This is a genomic window from Chondromyces crocatus (assembly GCF_001189295.1).
Classification (GTDB): Bacteria; Myxococcota_A; Polyangia; order Polyangiales; family Polyangiaceae; genus Chondromyces; species Chondromyces crocatus.
In genome coordinates this window covers 6,326,415-6,341,917 of sequence record NZ_CP012159.1, presented here as the reverse complement: position 1 = coordinate 6,341,917, position 15,503 = coordinate 6,326,415, and the positions used below count along the sequence as shown (strand labels likewise).

Here is a 15,503-nt window from a genome sequence, read left to right as displayed (position 1 = left end):
ATTGGCGGTATGAGGGTGGCAGTGCCTCATGCTCTCCACCGGAAGCCGCTCTCCGCTTCTGCTCAGCTTGCAGCGCTCTTCGCCAGATCCTCCACGATCTCGTCGAGCGATGGGTGCTTCATCGGCCCATCAATCATCGGCACACCAGGCGTTGCGGTTCCGCGGGTCCGGACGGGTCTGTAGACAGGCATGCGGTTCGTCCCCCACCTCGCCAGCGTTACCTCCAGGTACGTGGTGAACGTCGAAAGCGATGACGACAGCATGTCGGCGCCGTGATCGTGAGCGATCAGGGTCCACGCCGGCTGGTCTGGTGGCCCGAACACCAAGCTGGTGTGTTGGTATCTGGAGTAGTGGTCCAGCAGTGCGGCGCGAAGGCGCTCCGGGCCGTCGTCGTCCTCTTCGTCGTCCTGTGCCTCGACGCCGTAGATCTCCCGATGCGCCTCCGAAGGCCAGTTGATCAGATCGCGATGAACCCAGTTCGTCGAGAAGGCCTTCGCCATGGGCAAGAGGTTGACCACTCCTGGCGGTGCTCCGTACTCGGGAAAACCAAAGGGTTCGAGCGGCTCCGTGACATCACGCCCCTCGAGTCCCCAGGACAGGAACACGCCGTCGTGTGCTCGGTAGAAGGCGCGCAGATCGTCTGGCATGGGCCGCCTCAGCGCCCTCTCCGCGGCGGTGAGGTCCAGGCACCGTCACGTCGTACACCACCACCTTGGGGGGGCTGCGCAGCACGGACACCATCTCCTGGAAGAGGTGGAGGAAGGACTTGCTCATGGCGCGAGATGGTTGCCGTAGCTCGCTCGTGAGGATAACGACAACACAACGATTCCCTCCGGGCAGGGGGGACTCGGCCACCAACCGGCCGCCATCTTCAGGGCCTTCCAGAGGCCAAAGAGCGGCGCTCCTGCTTCGAGGGTGCGTCGATGCCGGACTTCTCTGCCCGACGACGCTGAGATACGGCACCGCCGGGCCCAACGTGGTGCCCCGTCGGCTCAAGACCGGGCGGCGGCGAACTTCTGCAGGAAGAGCGCAAGGGAGAGAGACATGTTCTCGATCTCGCTGGGGTCCACGCTCTCGTTCGGCGCGTGGATCAGCGCCTTGGGCTCCTCCACGCCGAGCAGCATGATCTCCGCCTTGGGGAACGTCGTCTGGAAGACGTTACACAGCGGAATCGAAGCGCCTTGGCCCAAGGAGACGACGTCCTTGTCGTAGGCTGCGCTCAGCGAGGCGACCATCGCATCGTGGGCAGGCCCCTTGGTCGCCGCGACGAAAGGCTGACCGACGATCATCGGCTCGACGGTCTGTGTACAGCGGCAGTCGTGATTGGCGATCTCGGCCCCCCCGCATGATTGGCAGTCTCAGCGTCCGGCTCTCCGGTCGCCGAGGGCTCCGCCTACCGCACACCAGGGCACCGCAGACAGGCGGGGGGCGAGTGGGCCCCGCCGTCGCGGAACACTTGGAGCCCCAGCGGAGAGCACACGGGTGGCCGCAGGCCACCGACGCTCCGGCCCGCACTACGCGAAGCGCTTGATGACCTCGGAGTAGAACTCCTCGATGACATGCGGGTCGCGTATGAGCGTGCCCCACTCCTCACGGAATGGCCTCGACGCGTCGCCCCGGTACGAGAGCCAGTTGAAGCTGGTGAGCACCATCAGGTCGCTGTCTTGGATGAGGACCTTCGCGTGGGTGTTCCCTAGCCGCCGCACGACTAGGTTCGGAAGGTCCTTGGCGGCCTGCTCCAACGCCCGGCGCGCGTCGGCGTCCCACGGCTTCTCGCCTTCGTCCACGTCCCCGAGCCCAAAGCCGATCGAGACGCGCACCCCGCGTTCGCACGCCTTGTGAAGCCCCCGAAGGAACGCGTCGGTCACGACAGCATGACTGATCCAGGGCGAGAGGATGACTAGCCGCTGCTTGGTGTCCCTGACCGCGGCCTCGAGGATTCCTGGGTGTTCATAGACCGGGAGCGGCCGAATGAGGGCCTTTTTGAGGCCTGCCTCCGCTGCCGAGAGCGTGCTCCGCGCCCTCTCCTCTTTCTTCGCTGCCTCCGCTCTGGCCTCGTCCGTCCCCGCCGACGCATGGGCGACGGCGGCCTTGTCGACGGCTGACCGTGTCGACGTGATCTGCGCCACGTCCCTGCGCAGCGTGCTCGCGGCCTCGAGCAGCTCGGCCGCGCGCCCCGCGAGGGGACCGTCGAGCCGAGGCATGCTGGACCTGTCTCGAAACCCGTCGAACATGGCCTGCCGCTCCGGGCCGCTGCCGCGCGCGAACGCGAGTTCGTGCTCCTGTGAGAGGCGGCCCTCGATCGCGAAGCCGACCTGAATCTCGCCTCCCTCGATGCTGCGGTAGAAGAGCGCGAGCGCGGGCAGGTACATGCGGTAGCGCTTCTCGACGGTCTGGATGCGCAGGACCTGTCGCTCCGAGCGGGCCGCGCTCGCCGCCAAACGCACGACCTCCGAGACCTCGGCTGCCCCTAGGTCGTCGGCCTCTGGCGGGCGCGCAGGGATGGCGCGAATGGCTACGATCCCTTGCTCCTTGAGGTCACTTGGGCGAAGGAGTTGCGTGTCCCCGAACCACTTCGGCCGCCGCAGCAGGCCGTCGTACGGGAACCACACGGTCTGCTCCACGGGCGAAACGAGTTCTCGCTCGCTCAGAAGCTCGTGCCCGCGGTCGGTGACAGAGAGGCGGTCGCTGCCGGCGCTCGTCCGAATCGCCTCTTGGCGCACAAGATCGGCCAGCGTCGTCGCAACGATTCGACGGGGCAAGCCGAGGATGCCCTCGATTTGCGCCACCGTCTCCAGGCCCGCGACCAGCGCGCGCAGCACGAACTCCTCGATACAGCTTCGCTCCTGCCGCTCTTGGACGAGCGCCATGGCGTGGACGCTGAAGATCGGGAGGCCGACCTCGCGATAGGTCACGAGCTCGTATCCGGCCCGGACGTCGAGCCGCTTGGCTATCTCATCGGCCCTCATAATGAGCCTCCTCGATCGAGCAATCCGCCGGATGGGCGTCGATGTACTCGAGCACGTTACGGAGGGGGTTCGGGCTCCGCGCCGACCGGCAGAATACGTGATCGCCGACGATTACGAGGCCCTGGCGCCCCCGGGAGAGCGCAACGTTCATTCGCCGCGCATCGCGGAGGAAGCCGATCTGCCCGCGGTCGTTCGACCGCGTCACCGAGTAGACGCAGATGTCTGCCTCGCGGCCCTGGAAAGCGTCGACGGTGTTCCACTCAAGCGAGAGGGCAGTGACGTCCTTCTGAAGGTGCGCGAGCGCCCGCTCCAGCTCGATGCACTGGCCGGCGTAGCCTGTGATGACGGCGACGCGCAGCTGCCTGCTCGCCGCTTTCGCGATGAAGTTCAGACGCCGGAGCCACTGGCCGATGAAGCGGGCCTCGGCCAGGTTCTTGATCGAGCCGTTCGACGCCGTCTCGTGGCGGCCCGGCAGCTTCGCGGTGGTGAACCACGTGACCGGGCTTGGGAGCGCGGCCGCGAGCGTGCGCCCGTCATCCTCGCGCACGCTCTTGAGCTTCCCGTCATAGAAGCAGGTGCTGATCAGGTTGCCGATCGGGCGGACCATCCGGTGCTGCGTCGTGAGCGACGCTACGCAGGCGGGCGGGAGGGACGCTACGAACCGGTCCAGCAGCGTCGTCTGGAACGACTCGCGGTCCAACCCGTACTCGTCGAGCAGCTTCGGATCCTCCAGAAGGTCCTCGACGAACGGGGGCAGCTGCTGCGTGTCTCCGACGAGGATCCACCGCTTGGCGCGCGACAGCGGCACGAGCAGCTCGGTGGCGGTGGCCTTCGACGCCTCGTCGACGATGCACACGTCGAACTCGGCGGAAAGAATGCCAGGGACGCGGGCGAAGCCGAGGCAGGTGCCCGCGACCACCGACGAAGTCGCCACCATCGCCGCGTAGAACTCGCGAGAAGACGAGAACCGCAGCTGCCACTCCTCAGCGAGGCGGATCAGGGCGTGCACCTTGCGGTCCGCGTCGCTCCCCGCGAGGAGCCCCCGCTCCCACTCCGCGAGATCCACCGTCGTCGCCTCCGCGAGCTGGCGGCCTAGCTCCCCAATGGCCGCGAGCCGTCGGGCCGCATCCCGCCGGCGCGCGCCGACTGTCTTCCGCTGCTCGAGCAGGTTGCGTACCTCGTCGCGGACCTCCTCAAGCGCCTCCGTCGTCTCGTGGTAGCCGTCGGCCACGTGACCAGCTTGGGCAACCTTCACGCCCCGCTCGAGTTCGTCAATACGCCGCTCGCACTCGGCGAGCCGCGCTTTGACACGATCGAACTCCGCGGACTCGACCCGTAGGCGTCCCGCGGACATCCCCATCGCGATGTCTTGCCGGTTGACGCCCAACTCCTTGGCGATTGCGGAGAGGAACGCCTCGGACGCCTTCGCAACGTCCTCGCGCCATCGCGTCGCCACGTGGTCGATGGTCAGGTCGCGGATCTTGGGTGAGACGCGATCATCATCGCGCTGCGCGACGCGCAGGATCCGCGCGCTCGGCTCGAGCACGTGCAGGCGCTCGAGGGCGTTGTCGAGCGCGACATGCGTTTGCGAGGTGAGCAGCACTTTGCACTCGGGCGACTGTCGCAAGAGCTGCACCACAAGCTCGGTGATGAAGCGCGTCTTCCCGGTCCCAGGCGGGCCCTGGACGACGAGGACGTCGACCGCCGCCAGGGCCATCTTGACGGCCGTCTTCTTGTCGTCGTCGAAGTCGCTCTGCTCCCACTTTAGGTCCCCTCCGACATTCGGAGGCCGGGCTCGCGACGGGTCGAGGATGACGTCGCGGAGCGCGGGGCGCACGGAGCGCCCGTAGCGAACCGCGTCAAGGGCGCCCTTTTGCCGGTCGAGCGCGATGCGGCTCGCCCGGTTGTCGAAGACTATTTGCCCCTGATCGGGGAGCGAGTCGGACACGCCCCGCTCGACCCAGAGGGCGACCATTGATGGGGTGAACTCGTCGACGACGCCGGACGCGAGCGTCCGTTGGTCTCGGCGAACTATTCGTGGCTGCTCGATGACGACGGTGTCCGGCAGCGAGGTCACGGCGAAGTAGATCCGATTTCCCTCGACTCGGTAGGAGCTGTAGGGGATGGGCGCGTAGCGCCCGTCCTCGACGGTCTGACGAAACCTGAGCGTGTTGGACCACTCCTTCAGCAGTTCCTCCCCCTTGCGGTCGCGGCGCGCGTCAGCGTCGTCGATCTCGTGCTGCTCGAGCGCGTCCACCAGCCAGCGGACCATGGCGACGCCGTCGACGCCCGCTGGTACGCGGTCGAACGCGAACGGGAAGGGCGGGCGAAACCCGTACTCGCTGTGCGCCTCGCCTTCGACGGATTCGTCCGGCCAAGCGCTCAGGACGACGAGGTGATCGCCCAACCGGCTATCGATACCAAGGTGGAGCTTGAACTGAGCCGTGCGACCTAGGAACTGGTGCGGGACTTTCCGCCCAGTCTCTCGTTCACGCCAGAAGAACAGTACCAGGGACTCGCAGACGTCCCGCGCGAGCAACGCCCTGCCGCGGCGCTCATCGCTCTGATCCAGCCGCTCGCAGAGCTTTGCAACCGCCTGCGGTAGCGCCGAGACGTAGCAGGCAAGCGTGCTGCCTTCTGCCGCGCGCTCTCGAGTGCGGACGGCGTCGAGCGCGGTTTGCAGCTCGACGACGTCCCGGAACCGATCGGCCGGGTTGGCGGCGAGGGCGCGGCGCAGGACGTCTCGGACTTCAGCCGGTCCCGCGAACCCCTCGAGCGCCTTGCCGACGTGCTCATGCGCCGTGAAGTCGGTGCCGCTGAGACACCGCAGCGCCAGGACCGCGAACGAGTAGGCGTCGCGCGCGGCCTGGGCGTTCCCCTCATCGAACGGCGCGTACGGCTCCGACTTGTACTGCGCGAGCGTTGGCGCGCCTGGAGCCGGAGGCGTCGCCAGGAACTTCGCGATCCCGAAGTCCGTGATCTTCGGCGCACCCTGGTCGTCGAACAGGATGTTCCCCGGCTTGAAGTCCCGATGGACGATGCCTTTGGTCAGCGCGTAGAGGAGCGCATCGAGCAGGGGTCGACCGATGCGCTCATAGAACTCGCCCCAGTCGCGCGGTGGCGTGGTGGCGAGCCAGCCTGAAAAGTCGTTTTCGAGCCACTCAAGGACCATGTACGGCGGGTCGTGGTGCGGGTCGAAGTCGATGATCTTGACGATGTTGGGGTGCTCCAACGCTTGGAGGGCGGCGAGCTCGCGGGCGAAAGCCTCTCGCACGATCCTGTCGTCGCGGACGCGGCTGCTCTTCACGAACTTCACTGCGACGGTCTTAAGCCCGTCCTGCACGTCGGCGCCTTTGCGGATCTCCGCCATGCCCCCTGCGCGTGGCTCCCCCGCTGCCAGAGCGAAGCGACCTCCGACGATCGTCATTCGAGCAGCGTACCAAGACGGCTCCGCTTTTCCAACGCGGCCCGTCGTCACTCTCGGCCTGGCGTCGATGCGACTTTCGGGGCAGAAGCGACGGCACCTGAGAGGTGCACGGCCCACAGCGTCCTCTCTCACGCTCAGGGCCTTGCGTACCGCGGGAGCCTGCCTATGGGGCGGCCTTTGCCTTCTCCGGCGTGGGCCTCGGCCTCGTTGGCGTTCGAAGGCGCGTGCTGGTGCGCGGGCAACGCCCTGGGAAGCGCAAGGGCTCGCGGAGGCCGACCTGCGCGGTAGGCGGCCAGACCCAGGACCCGGCCATGACCGGCGACCAGAGGGCGAGCTGTGGACCTCGCGGTCTGCCTGCGCGAGGAGCGCTACGTTCGGCGTGCAGCCGTCGCGCGTGCAGACGCACAAGCCGACGGGCCTGACGCGGGCCCATGCGTCCGCGTCGAGGCCCGGCGTCGCGGGACGGTCGGCGGCCCCGACATCGCACCCCTCCCGGCCGCAGTGGTCGACCGCGAGTCCCCGCGGCCTATACCACGGCGCACAGGGCGGCGTGCCGCTTCGCCACTGGGGCCTCCAGCGGCGTCGATGCGGTGGCAGAGCCTGCCCCACTCGCCCCAACGGTGGTGGTGGTTGGCTGGTGCTAAGCGGTGCGATTCTACCAGGAGGTCGTACAGGGCGCGGTTGTACCTGGCCCTCGGCTTTGGGGCCTTCTTCCCGGGGTTCGCAGACGGCGGGGGCTCGTGCTCGTCGCTCACGTCTCCGCGCTCCAGAGGGGCTGGATGCTACCAGCCCGGACTGGGGCCGCCGAGGGCTCAGTCGCCGGGCGGAGGCCCGGGGAGTACCGGCGAGCCCCCACCGGGCCGTTACCGGAGGGCGCCGGGGCTCGCTGGAGCGCCCGAGAGCGACCGGAGGAAGGCGGACCGCCCTCCGGGGAGAGGGCGCGCTCCCAGTCGCGGGGCGCGGCTCACCGCGAGCGGTGCTGGCGTATCCGGCCGCGTCGGGCCACCCGAACTCCCCCCGCCGCGTGTCCCGCGTCCGAGCGTGTCCCGGTGGGGCGTGCCGTCACAGCCCCCGGCCCCGCTCCCGGCTCGTGTCCGTGTCCGTGTTCCCCTCATAAAAAGGGGGATACACGGGACGCGCGGGGGCTGTGGTTGTGTCCTACTCCCCGGACACGGTGGGACGCGGGACACAGACAGAGGCCGCAGGCGGGTAGTAGCGCTGCGCGCCCCGCGGCCCCGCCTCGACGCGAAGCCGCCCGCCGTCCGCGAGCGCCTTGGCCCGGCGTCGCACCTCCTGCCCACGGGCCCCTACTGTCTCGGGGAGCTCGCGCGCCGTGACCCCCGGACAGCCCGCGACGGCGGCGACGATATGGGCGTCCAAGTCGTCGCGCGTGTTGGCCGCGGTCCGGGTACCCGCGCCCTCCTCGGCGGTCATGCGCCCGTCCTCGTGGCGGATGCGGATCCGGAGTCCGACCGGCGGTGCCCCGTGGTGCTCCGCGCGGAGGCGCACGTCGCCCCCCACCGCGTCCACCAGGATCGTCGTGTCAGCCATCGCCTCCCAGTCCGTCGAGCCGCGGACGCGCCCGGCGTGTCCCACGTGATGCACAACGATGACGAGGCGCCGCTCGGCGCCGAGCGCCCTGAGCGTCCGCGCCACCCCGGACACGTCTTGTGCGCTGCTCTCGTCCGACCGCGTGACCCGGCGGATCGGGTCGACGGCGATGACGTCCGTCTTGAGCTTGTCCGCTTCGGCGGCGAGGTCCACGGCCTGCGTCTCGTCGTCGATGTCCACCTCACGCACGGTGTGCACGAGCGTCTGCCGGATGTCGCGCCCATGCTCGGCGGCGGCGAGCGCGTCGCGGAGGTCCCGCGCGGCGTGCTCCGCGGCCACGAGCAGCATCACGCCCGAGGTCAGCTCGACGCGGCGTCCGCCGAGGTCCGCTCCTCCCTCGCACACCGCGTCCGTCATCGCCGCAGCGAGCAGCGCGAGCAGCCGCGTCTTGCCGGTCCGGGGCGCCCCCGCTAGCAGAGCGATGCCGGCTCGCGGGAGCAGACCATTCCAGAGCCACCCGCCGGGCTCCGCTTCTGCGAGCGCGTCCAGGTCGGCGCGCGAGTAGACGCGGATACTCATCACGCGCCTCGCGACCGGCGGGCGGCATCGAGCGTCCGGAGCAGGTAGGCCGCGTCCCGACCATGCGCCCCGCCGCGAGCCGCAAGCGCGGCGAGGATCTCCCCGTCCGGAACGCGCGTACGCACGAGTTCTTGAGCGAGCGCGTAGTCGTAGCCGCTCGCCGACGTGTCCCCGTACGTCTTGCCCTTGCCCTGCCACAGGTTCGCGACCAAGAGGCGGTCGCGAATAAGCACGCGCACGCGCGATGATTTACCCGCGGCGATGATCAAGTCGTCGCCCGTGCCGCCTGCGACCCGACCCATGGGTGCATGCACTCGCCTGGCTGTCGGCGGCGCGAGCAGCAAGCGCAGTCCGTCGGGCACCACCGGCGGCGCAGTCTCCCACGGCGCGCCCGGGCAGCCATGCGTAGACGTGCCCGCTGACGTGTCTGGACGGCGGCACTACGAGCAGCCCGCCGGTGCCGCGCACGTCGACCGCGCCGCTCGTGCCGCGGCGCGCGCCGTTGGGGACGTTGACACCGGGCGGCGCGCGGAAGACGTAGGCGCGTCCCCGGCCGGAGCGCGCCTCGCGCGCGGGGGCGCTCGCGAGCTCCGCTCCCCCGAGCGACGCGAGCTCCGCGTCGGCGTCGGGCGAGTCGGCCTCGATGACGACGAGGACGCCGACTGCGACGAGCGCGAGGTTGCAGGGAGCCCACACGCGGAGGCTCGACTCGACGTCCGCGAACGATGGCCCCCGCGCGGCCCACCGGGGGTAATCCGCGAGAAGCGGACGCTTGCCCGCACGGTCGCACGGCCGCGGGTGCCATGCCGCGGAGCACGGTGCGCGCCCCTCTGCGTCTGGCGGACCCATTGGCTTGCAAGTCCCAACCGCAACGAGCCCCGCGCCGTGCAATCGGCGCGCGTGCCAGATCACATCATTCCCAACGGGCGCGTGTCGCCTAAGGCTGTCCATCGTCGATCCTCCTCCGGTCGACCCCCGCGAGAGCCCCGGTGTCTGGCCGGGGCTCTTGCATCGAAGCGTGTGCGCGAGTTGATGCGGCGTGGTGCCGAGAGGGTCCTGAACGCGCCACCGGACTGGATCGAAGAGATCGACCGGGCGACGCTCTCGGTCGAGAACATGAAGGCCATCGCCGACGACCCGGTGCTCGCCGCGGCCACGCGCAGAACGAATCGCGCGAACCTGTTTCACTGGGCGGCGTCCAATCTTCGCGACCCGGCGGCGCCCGTGGCACCCAACCTTGGCGCCGAGCCCCTCGGCATTGCACGCGACCTCGTGCGACGTGGGGTGAGCGAGTCGGCACTGAACGCTTACCGGACAGGGCAGAACGCGGCCTGGCTGCGGTGGATGTCGATTGCCTTCGAGCTGACTTCCCGGCCGGACGAGCTGCGTGAGCTTCTCGAGGTGTCGGCACGATCCATCTCGTCGTTCATCGACGCGACGATCGCGGACATCTCCGCGCAGATGAAAGCAGAACGCGACGAGCTGACCCGGGGCACCCACGCCGAGCGGCGCGAGGTCGTTGCGCTCCTCCTGGACGGCGCTCCGCTCAGCCCTGGGGACGCTTCACGGCGGCTAGGCTACGAGCTCGACCAGGCTCACCGAGCTGCCGTCGTCTGGAGCGATCACATCGAGCCAGACCTCAGCGCTCTGGAAAGTGTGGCTGACGCCTTGAGCCGTGCCTCAGGCGCGCCACGTCCTCTCCTCATCATCGCCAGCGCGGCGACGCTGTGGGTGTGGGTGCCGGGAGGGGCCGAGCCGGACGTCGAGCGCCTGAGCCTGGTGATCCGGCAGCTCGAGGGCATCCGGCTCGCCATCGGATCGAGAGGGCAGGGGATTCAGGGCTTTCGCCGTGGCCACCTGGACGCGCTCACCACGCGGCGCATGGTCGCACGTCTCGGCTCCGAGCAACGCATCGTCCGTTTCGATGAGGTCCGCCTCGTCTCCCTGGTCACGCACAACCCAGAGGGCGCAGACCAGTTCATCAAGCACACCCTGGGTGCACTCGAATCGGCCAGTCCGGAGATCAAGGATGCCCTGCGGACCTTCCTCGACGAAGGGTGCAACGCATCCCGCGCTGCAGCGCGCCTCCGCACGCACCGCAACACCCTGCTTCGTCGGCTCGCCCGGGCAGAAGAGCTCCTGCCGCGGCCGCTCGAGCACAGTCGCGTCCACGTCGCCGTCGCTCTGGAGGTGCTCCGCTGGCAATCGAGCGGCGCGTAGGCGATGGACGGTGCGAGGGCGGCAGTGCCTCATGCGCTCACGCGGAAGCCACCCTCCGCCTCGGCTCAACTTGCAGCGCTCTTCCTCAGCTCCTCCACGATCTCGTCGAGCGAGGGGTGCTCCTTCGGCCCATCGATCACCGGCACGCCAGGCGTCGCTGTTCCACGGGTCCGGACGGGCCTGTAGACCGGCATGCGGTTCGTCCCCCACCTCGCCAGCGTCACCGCCAGGTACGTGGTGAACGTCGAAAGCGATGACGACAGCATGTCGGCCCCGTGATCGTGAGCGATCAGGGTCCACGCCGGCTGGTCTGGTGGCCCGAGTACCAAGCTGGTGGGTTGGTATCTGGAGTCGTGGTCCAGCAGCGCGGCGCGAACGCGCTCCGGGCCGTCGTCGTCCTCCTCGTCGTCCTCCGCCTCGACGCCGTAGATCACCCGATGCGCCTCCGCGGGCCAGTTGATCAGATCGCGAGCCACCCAGTTCGCCGAGAAGGCCTTCGCAACGGGCAAGAGGTTGATCACGCCTGGCGGTGCTCCGTACTCGGGAAAGCCAAAGGGTTCGAGCGGCTCCGTGACATCACGCCCCTCGAGTCCCCAGGACAGGAACACGCCGTCGTGGGCTCGGTAGAAGGCGCGCAGATCATCTGGCATGGGCCGCCTCATCGCCCTCTCCGCGGCGGTGATGTCCAGCTCCGACGCGGGCGACCGTACCGTCACGTCGTACACCACCACCTCGGGATGGCTGCGCAGCACGGACACCACCTCCTGGAAGAGGTGGAGGAAGGACTCACTCATGGCGCGAGATGGTTGCCGTGGCTCGGTCGTGAGGACAACGACAACACAACGATGCCCTCCGGGCAGGGGGGACTCGGCCACCAACCGGCCGCCATCTTCAGGGCCTTTCAGAGGCCAAAGAGCGGCGCTCCTGCTTCGAGGGTGCGTCGATGCCGGACTTCTCTGCCCGACGACGCCGAGATACGGCACCGCCGGGCCCGACGTGGTGCCCCGTCGGCTCAGGACCGGGCGGCGGCGAACTTCTGCAGGAAGAGCGCAAGGGAGAGGGACATGTTCTCGATCTCGCTGGGGTCCACGCTCTCGTTCGGCGCGTGGATCAGCGCCTTGGGCTCTTCCACGCCGAGCAGCATGATCTCCGCCTTGGGGAACGTCGTCTGGAAGACGTTACACAGCGGAATCGAAGCGCCCTGGCCCAGGGAGACGACGTCCTTCTCGTAGGCTGCGCTCAGCGAGGCGACCATCGCATCGTGGGCAGGCCCCTTGGTCGCCGCGACGAAAGGCTGACCGACGATCATCGGCTCGACGGTGAGCTTCACCTTCCAGGGCGCGACGGCCGTCAGGTGATCCATCAGGGCCCGCTGCGCGACCTCGGCGTCGATGCCAGGCGGCACCCGCATGCTGATGAGCGCCCGCGCCTTGGCCTGAACGGCAGGGGTCGCGTCGTCCACCGAGGGGCAGTCGATGCCGATGACGGTCGCCGCGAGCCGCGCCCACAGCATGTCCGACACGGTTCCATCGCCGAGCAGATCCACGCCGGGCAGGACGCGGGCGTCGGTGCGGAACTGGTCCGCATCGTATTGCTGCCCCGGCCAGGTCTGGTCACTCGGCAAGCCTTTGACCGTGGTGTCGCCCTTGGCGTCGCGCAACGTGGCCAGCATGGAGATCAGCGCCGCGAGCGCGTCGGGGGCCGGTCCACCGAACTGACCCGAGTGCATGGGTCCTTCCAGGGTATCGACGGTGACGCGCACGTTCGTCACCCCTCGCAGCGACGTGGTCAGGGTCGGAATCCCTGCCTGGAAATTGCCCGCGTCCGCCACGAGGATGGCGTCGGCCGCGAGCAGATCCGGGTTCTCGGGGACGAAGTCCTCCAGACCGCCAGTGCCCTGCTCCTCGGAGCCCTCGCCCACGATCTTGAGCGTCACCGGGAGGTTGTCGCCGAGCGCGCGGATGGCCGTGAGGTGCACCGCGATGTTGCCTTTGCAGTCCGCCGCGCCGCGGCCGTACCAGCGCTTGTCCTTCCCATCCGTCAGCGTCCAGGGGGGCGTGTCCCACTGCGACTCGTCCGGAACTGGCTGCACGTCGTGATGGAAGTACAGCAGCACGGTGGGGGCCCCCTCAGGCCCGCGCTTGATGCCGGTGACCGTCTTGGAGCCGTCGGACGTGACATGGGTCTCGACCTCGGCGAAGCCAGCCTTGGTGAACACCTGCTGCAGCCACGTGACCATGTGCTCGCAGTCCGCAGGCGGGTTGTCTTGCGGGGCGTGCACCGAGCGGTAGGCGACCATGTCCGCGAGATCGGACTTGGCCTGGGGCATCAGCGCCAGAACACGGGCACGAAGGAGGGTGACGTCATCGCTCACGGGGTCTCTCCTGGGGAACGTTTGGATCAGGGATGGAACGAACTCCCGTTCGCAAAAACACCTTCCAGGCCCGCGACTGTCAACCCTCCTTCCGCCCGAGCGATCGCCTCGTGGAGCCGATCGCCGAGCACAGAACGTGCTCCCCACACGCGGATCGTCACGTTGCTGGGATGTTGCTCTCCGGAAGCGTCGCCCAACGCCCAGACGAGGGCGTCTGACCAAGCGTCGATGTCGCGGTGCACCGGGTGGTGCGGCGCATCGTCGCCACCGTCGCGGCGTGTCGCCCCTCAGGTCCACGCCCATGGGAGCGCGACGCCCTCAGGGTGATGCTTCGCCTCCCGGCGCGGTCATCGCGTGGAGGATGGGGCTCCGAACCCCTCTCTGAGGCGCCTCGTCCACTCGACGAAAACCTCAGTGTTTTTCAGATGGTGGGTCGACAGGGACTCGAACCCTGGACCTACGGGTTAAAAGCCCGCAGCTCTACCGACTGAGCTATCGACCCATGCTGTCAAGGGGGCCGACCCTAGCACGACAATCTCTGACGCGCCGCACGAACTTTTCGTCTTCCTTCTGGTTTTCTCCCTCGAGGCCTGCATCACCCGCGATTTGCGGCACATCAGCCTGTGGTCCGCGTGATCGTGGGCAGTCTACCGCGCCAGCGCGCAGCGTGAGCGCAGCGACCCGTCACCCCACATTCGTAGGGGAGATCGCCCCCGCTTGCGTTCGAGCCTCCCGCCCCCTAGGCGTACCCCTGTGAGCGCCGTCTACATGATCACGGGCGTGTCCGCGGCCGGGAAGTCCACCATCGCCCGCCTCCTGGCCGAGCGGTTCGAGCGAGGCGTGAGCGTCAGTGGCGATGCTTACAGACGTATGATCGTGCGTGGTCGGGTCGACATGACCCCGGACCCCTCGGACGAAGCGCTCCGTCAGCTCGACCTGCGCTACCGCCTGTCGGCTGCGGTCGCCGACGCCTATGCGGCCGCAGGGTTCACCACCGTCCTCCAGGACATCGCCGTGGGCGATCGGCTCCGCTTCTGGCTCGACGCCGTGTGCAGTCGGCCAAGGCACCTCGTCGTCCTCGTCGCGGAGCCCGAAGTCATCCGTGCTCGGAATGCCGCCCGAGGCAAGGATGGTTATGGCTCGTATCCTCTCGAGGCCCTCGACACCGTGCTCCGCATGGAGACCCCGAGGCTCGGCCTCTGGCTCGATACCTCGCAGCTCTCACCGGAACAGACGGTCGACACGATCCTGGCCAGGGCCACGGAGGCCCAGCTCTGAAGGCCACTGCCAACAGCGGGCTTGACCCTCCCTCTGCTGGAGACTGCACGGTGTCCCCCATGGCGAAAGAGCGCCTGACCATCGGTGAGCTGGCACGACGAACGGGGGTCCCGGTCAAGACCCTCCGCTTCTACTCGGACGAAGGCCTCCTGCCTCCTTCCGGGCGATCGCGAGGCAACTACCGACTCTACTCCGAGCGGGCTCTCGCACGCATCGATCTCATCCGCACCTTGCGCGAGGCAGGGCTCGGCTTGCCGACGATCCAGGCGGTGCTCCACCGTGACTTGCCGCTCCCGGAGGCCATGCGACTGCGGCTCACCGCGATCGAGGCGCACATCGCTTCCCTGCGACAGACGGCATCTGCTCTTCGCGCCGCGCTCCGCTCGGAGCTCGCCGAGCACGACCTGAGGAGGCTGTGGACCGTGACCAGACTATCCCGAAACGAGCGCCAGACTGCGATTGAACGTTTTTATCAGCAGGTGGCCGATGGAATGCCCATCGACCCCGAGTGGCTCCAGCAGACGATCGAATTCAGTACGCCCCAGCTTCCGGACGAGCCCACGCCGGAACAGATCGATGCGTGGATCGAGCTTGCAGCCCTGATCAACGATCCCTCCTTCGTCGAGAGCATGCGAGGGCAGGCGACGACCCTGTGGAAGAAAGGCTTCGATGGCGCCGCGTACCAGCGCGCGAGCGGGGAGGGGATACGTCTGGGGCGCGAGGCCATCGAGCGCGGCGTGCCCCCCACCGCGCCCGAGGTCGCCGAGCGCATCCATTCCATCTTCCGAGCCATGGCAGCAGCGCACGGCGCGCCGGCCGACGCGGTGTTCCTCGCGAGCCTGCGCATGCAGTCCGACCGGCAAGACCCACGCGCAGCGCGGTACTGGGAGCTGGTCTCGACGATGAACGGACAACCCCCCATGACTGAATCCTTGCGGGAATGGGGCTGGCTGGTGCGTGCGCTGAGACATCATGCCGGCGCGGCGTGATCGACACGCGCGTCCAGCGCGATCCGAACCCCGCACCACGTCGTTCGATTCCGCCATTCATGCAATGGCATCACCAGCCCGGAATCGCAGGATCGCACGCTTCGTCACGTGCTGAC

11 protein-coding genes, 1 tRNA gene and 1 pseudogene are annotated in these 15,503 nt (G+C 68.5%); 3 read left to right on the top strand and 10 right to left on the bottom strand.

Annotated elements, in window-relative coordinates; genetic code table 11:
* Window positions 1-62: 62 nt before the first annotated feature.
* From CMC5_RS23240 to CMC5_RS42845, 7 genes and pseudogenes are all read right to left on the bottom strand, one after another.
* Window positions 63-647 carry a hypothetical protein gene (locus CMC5_RS23240; protein ID WP_050432476.1) on the bottom strand — a complete coding sequence of 195 codons (585 nt, stop codon included), beginning with the start codon at window positions 645-647 and terminating at the stop codon, window positions 63-65.
* A 345-nt stretch (window positions 648-992) separates the two neighbouring features.
* Window positions 993-1,298: pseudogene (locus CMC5_RS23235) on the bottom strand (dipeptidase); the annotation flags it as partial.
* 216 nt (window positions 1,299-1,514) lie between these two features.
* Window positions 1,515-2,969 (bottom strand): phospholipase D-like domain-containing protein, encoded by a 1,455-nt coding sequence (locus CMC5_RS23230; protein WP_050432474.1) that lies wholly within the window; start codon window positions 2,967-2,969, stop codon window positions 1,515-1,517.
* Window positions 2,956-6,339 carry a serine/threonine-protein kinase gene (locus CMC5_RS23225; protein WP_169796630.1) on the bottom strand — a complete coding sequence of 1,128 codons (3,384 nt, stop codon included), beginning with the start codon at window positions 6,337-6,339 and terminating at the stop codon, window positions 2,956-2,958. The genes CMC5_RS23230 and CMC5_RS23225 overlap by 14 nt, the downstream gene beginning before the upstream one ends.
* Before the next feature lie 1,215 nt (window positions 6,340-7,554).
* Entirely contained in the window at window positions 7,555-8,526 is a 972-nt protein-coding gene (locus CMC5_RS23220) for an AAA family ATPase (protein ID WP_050432472.1), read from the bottom strand.
* Window positions 8,526-8,765, bottom strand: a complete 240-nt coding sequence (locus CMC5_RS23215; RefSeq protein ID WP_050432471.1) for a hypothetical protein — start codon at window positions 8,763-8,765, stop codon at window positions 8,526-8,528. Before CMC5_RS23215 ends, CMC5_RS23220 begins: the two co-directional genes overlap by 1 nt.
* A gap of 10 nt (window positions 8,766-8,775) precedes the next feature.
* Entirely contained in the window at window positions 8,776-9,375 is a 600-nt protein-coding gene (locus tag CMC5_RS42845) for a bifunctional DNA primase/polymerase (RefSeq protein WP_169796628.1), read from the bottom strand.
* Window positions 9,376-9,519: 144 nt separating this feature from the next.
* On the opposite strand from CMC5_RS42845, the gene CMC5_RS23205 reads away from it, so the two are divergent.
* Window positions 9,520-10,746: a PucR family transcriptional regulator gene (locus tag CMC5_RS23205; RefSeq protein ID WP_425394840.1), complete on the top strand. Its 1,227-nt coding sequence runs from the start codon at window positions 9,520-9,522 to the stop codon at window positions 10,744-10,746.
* A 65-nt stretch (window positions 10,747-10,811) separates the two neighbouring features.
* On the opposite strand, the gene CMC5_RS23200 is transcribed toward CMC5_RS23205, so the two are convergent.
* From CMC5_RS23200 to CMC5_RS23185, 3 genes are all read right to left on the bottom strand, one after another.
* Window positions 10,812-11,540 carry an SMI1/KNR4 family protein gene (locus CMC5_RS23200; RefSeq protein ID WP_050432468.1) on the bottom strand — a complete coding sequence of 243 codons (729 nt, stop codon included), beginning with the start codon at window positions 11,538-11,540 and terminating at the stop codon, window positions 10,812-10,814.
* A 218-nt stretch (window positions 11,541-11,758) separates the two neighbouring features.
* Entirely contained in the window at window positions 11,759-13,075 is a 1,317-nt protein-coding gene (locus CMC5_RS23195) for a dipeptidase (protein ID WP_050436076.1), read from the bottom strand.
* Window positions 13,076-13,546: 471 nt separating this feature from the next.
* A tRNA-Lys gene (locus CMC5_RS23185) sits at window positions 13,547-13,622 on the bottom strand.
* 251 nt (window positions 13,623-13,873) lie between these two features.
* Between CMC5_RS23185 and CMC5_RS23180 the strand changes: the two genes are divergently transcribed.
* Together CMC5_RS23180 and CMC5_RS23175 are read left to right on the top strand one after the other, a co-directional pair.
* The gene (locus CMC5_RS23180) at window positions 13,874-14,398 is read left to right on the top strand and encodes an AAA family ATPase (RefSeq protein WP_245677707.1); all 525 of its coding nucleotides are present in this window, start codon (window positions 13,874-13,876) and stop codon (window positions 14,396-14,398) included.
* A 59-nt stretch (window positions 14,399-14,457) separates the two neighbouring features.
* Entirely contained in the window at window positions 14,458-15,387 is a 930-nt protein-coding gene (locus CMC5_RS23175; RefSeq protein WP_050432466.1) for a helix-turn-helix domain-containing protein, read from the top strand.
* Window positions 15,388-15,503: the final 116 nt, after the last annotated feature.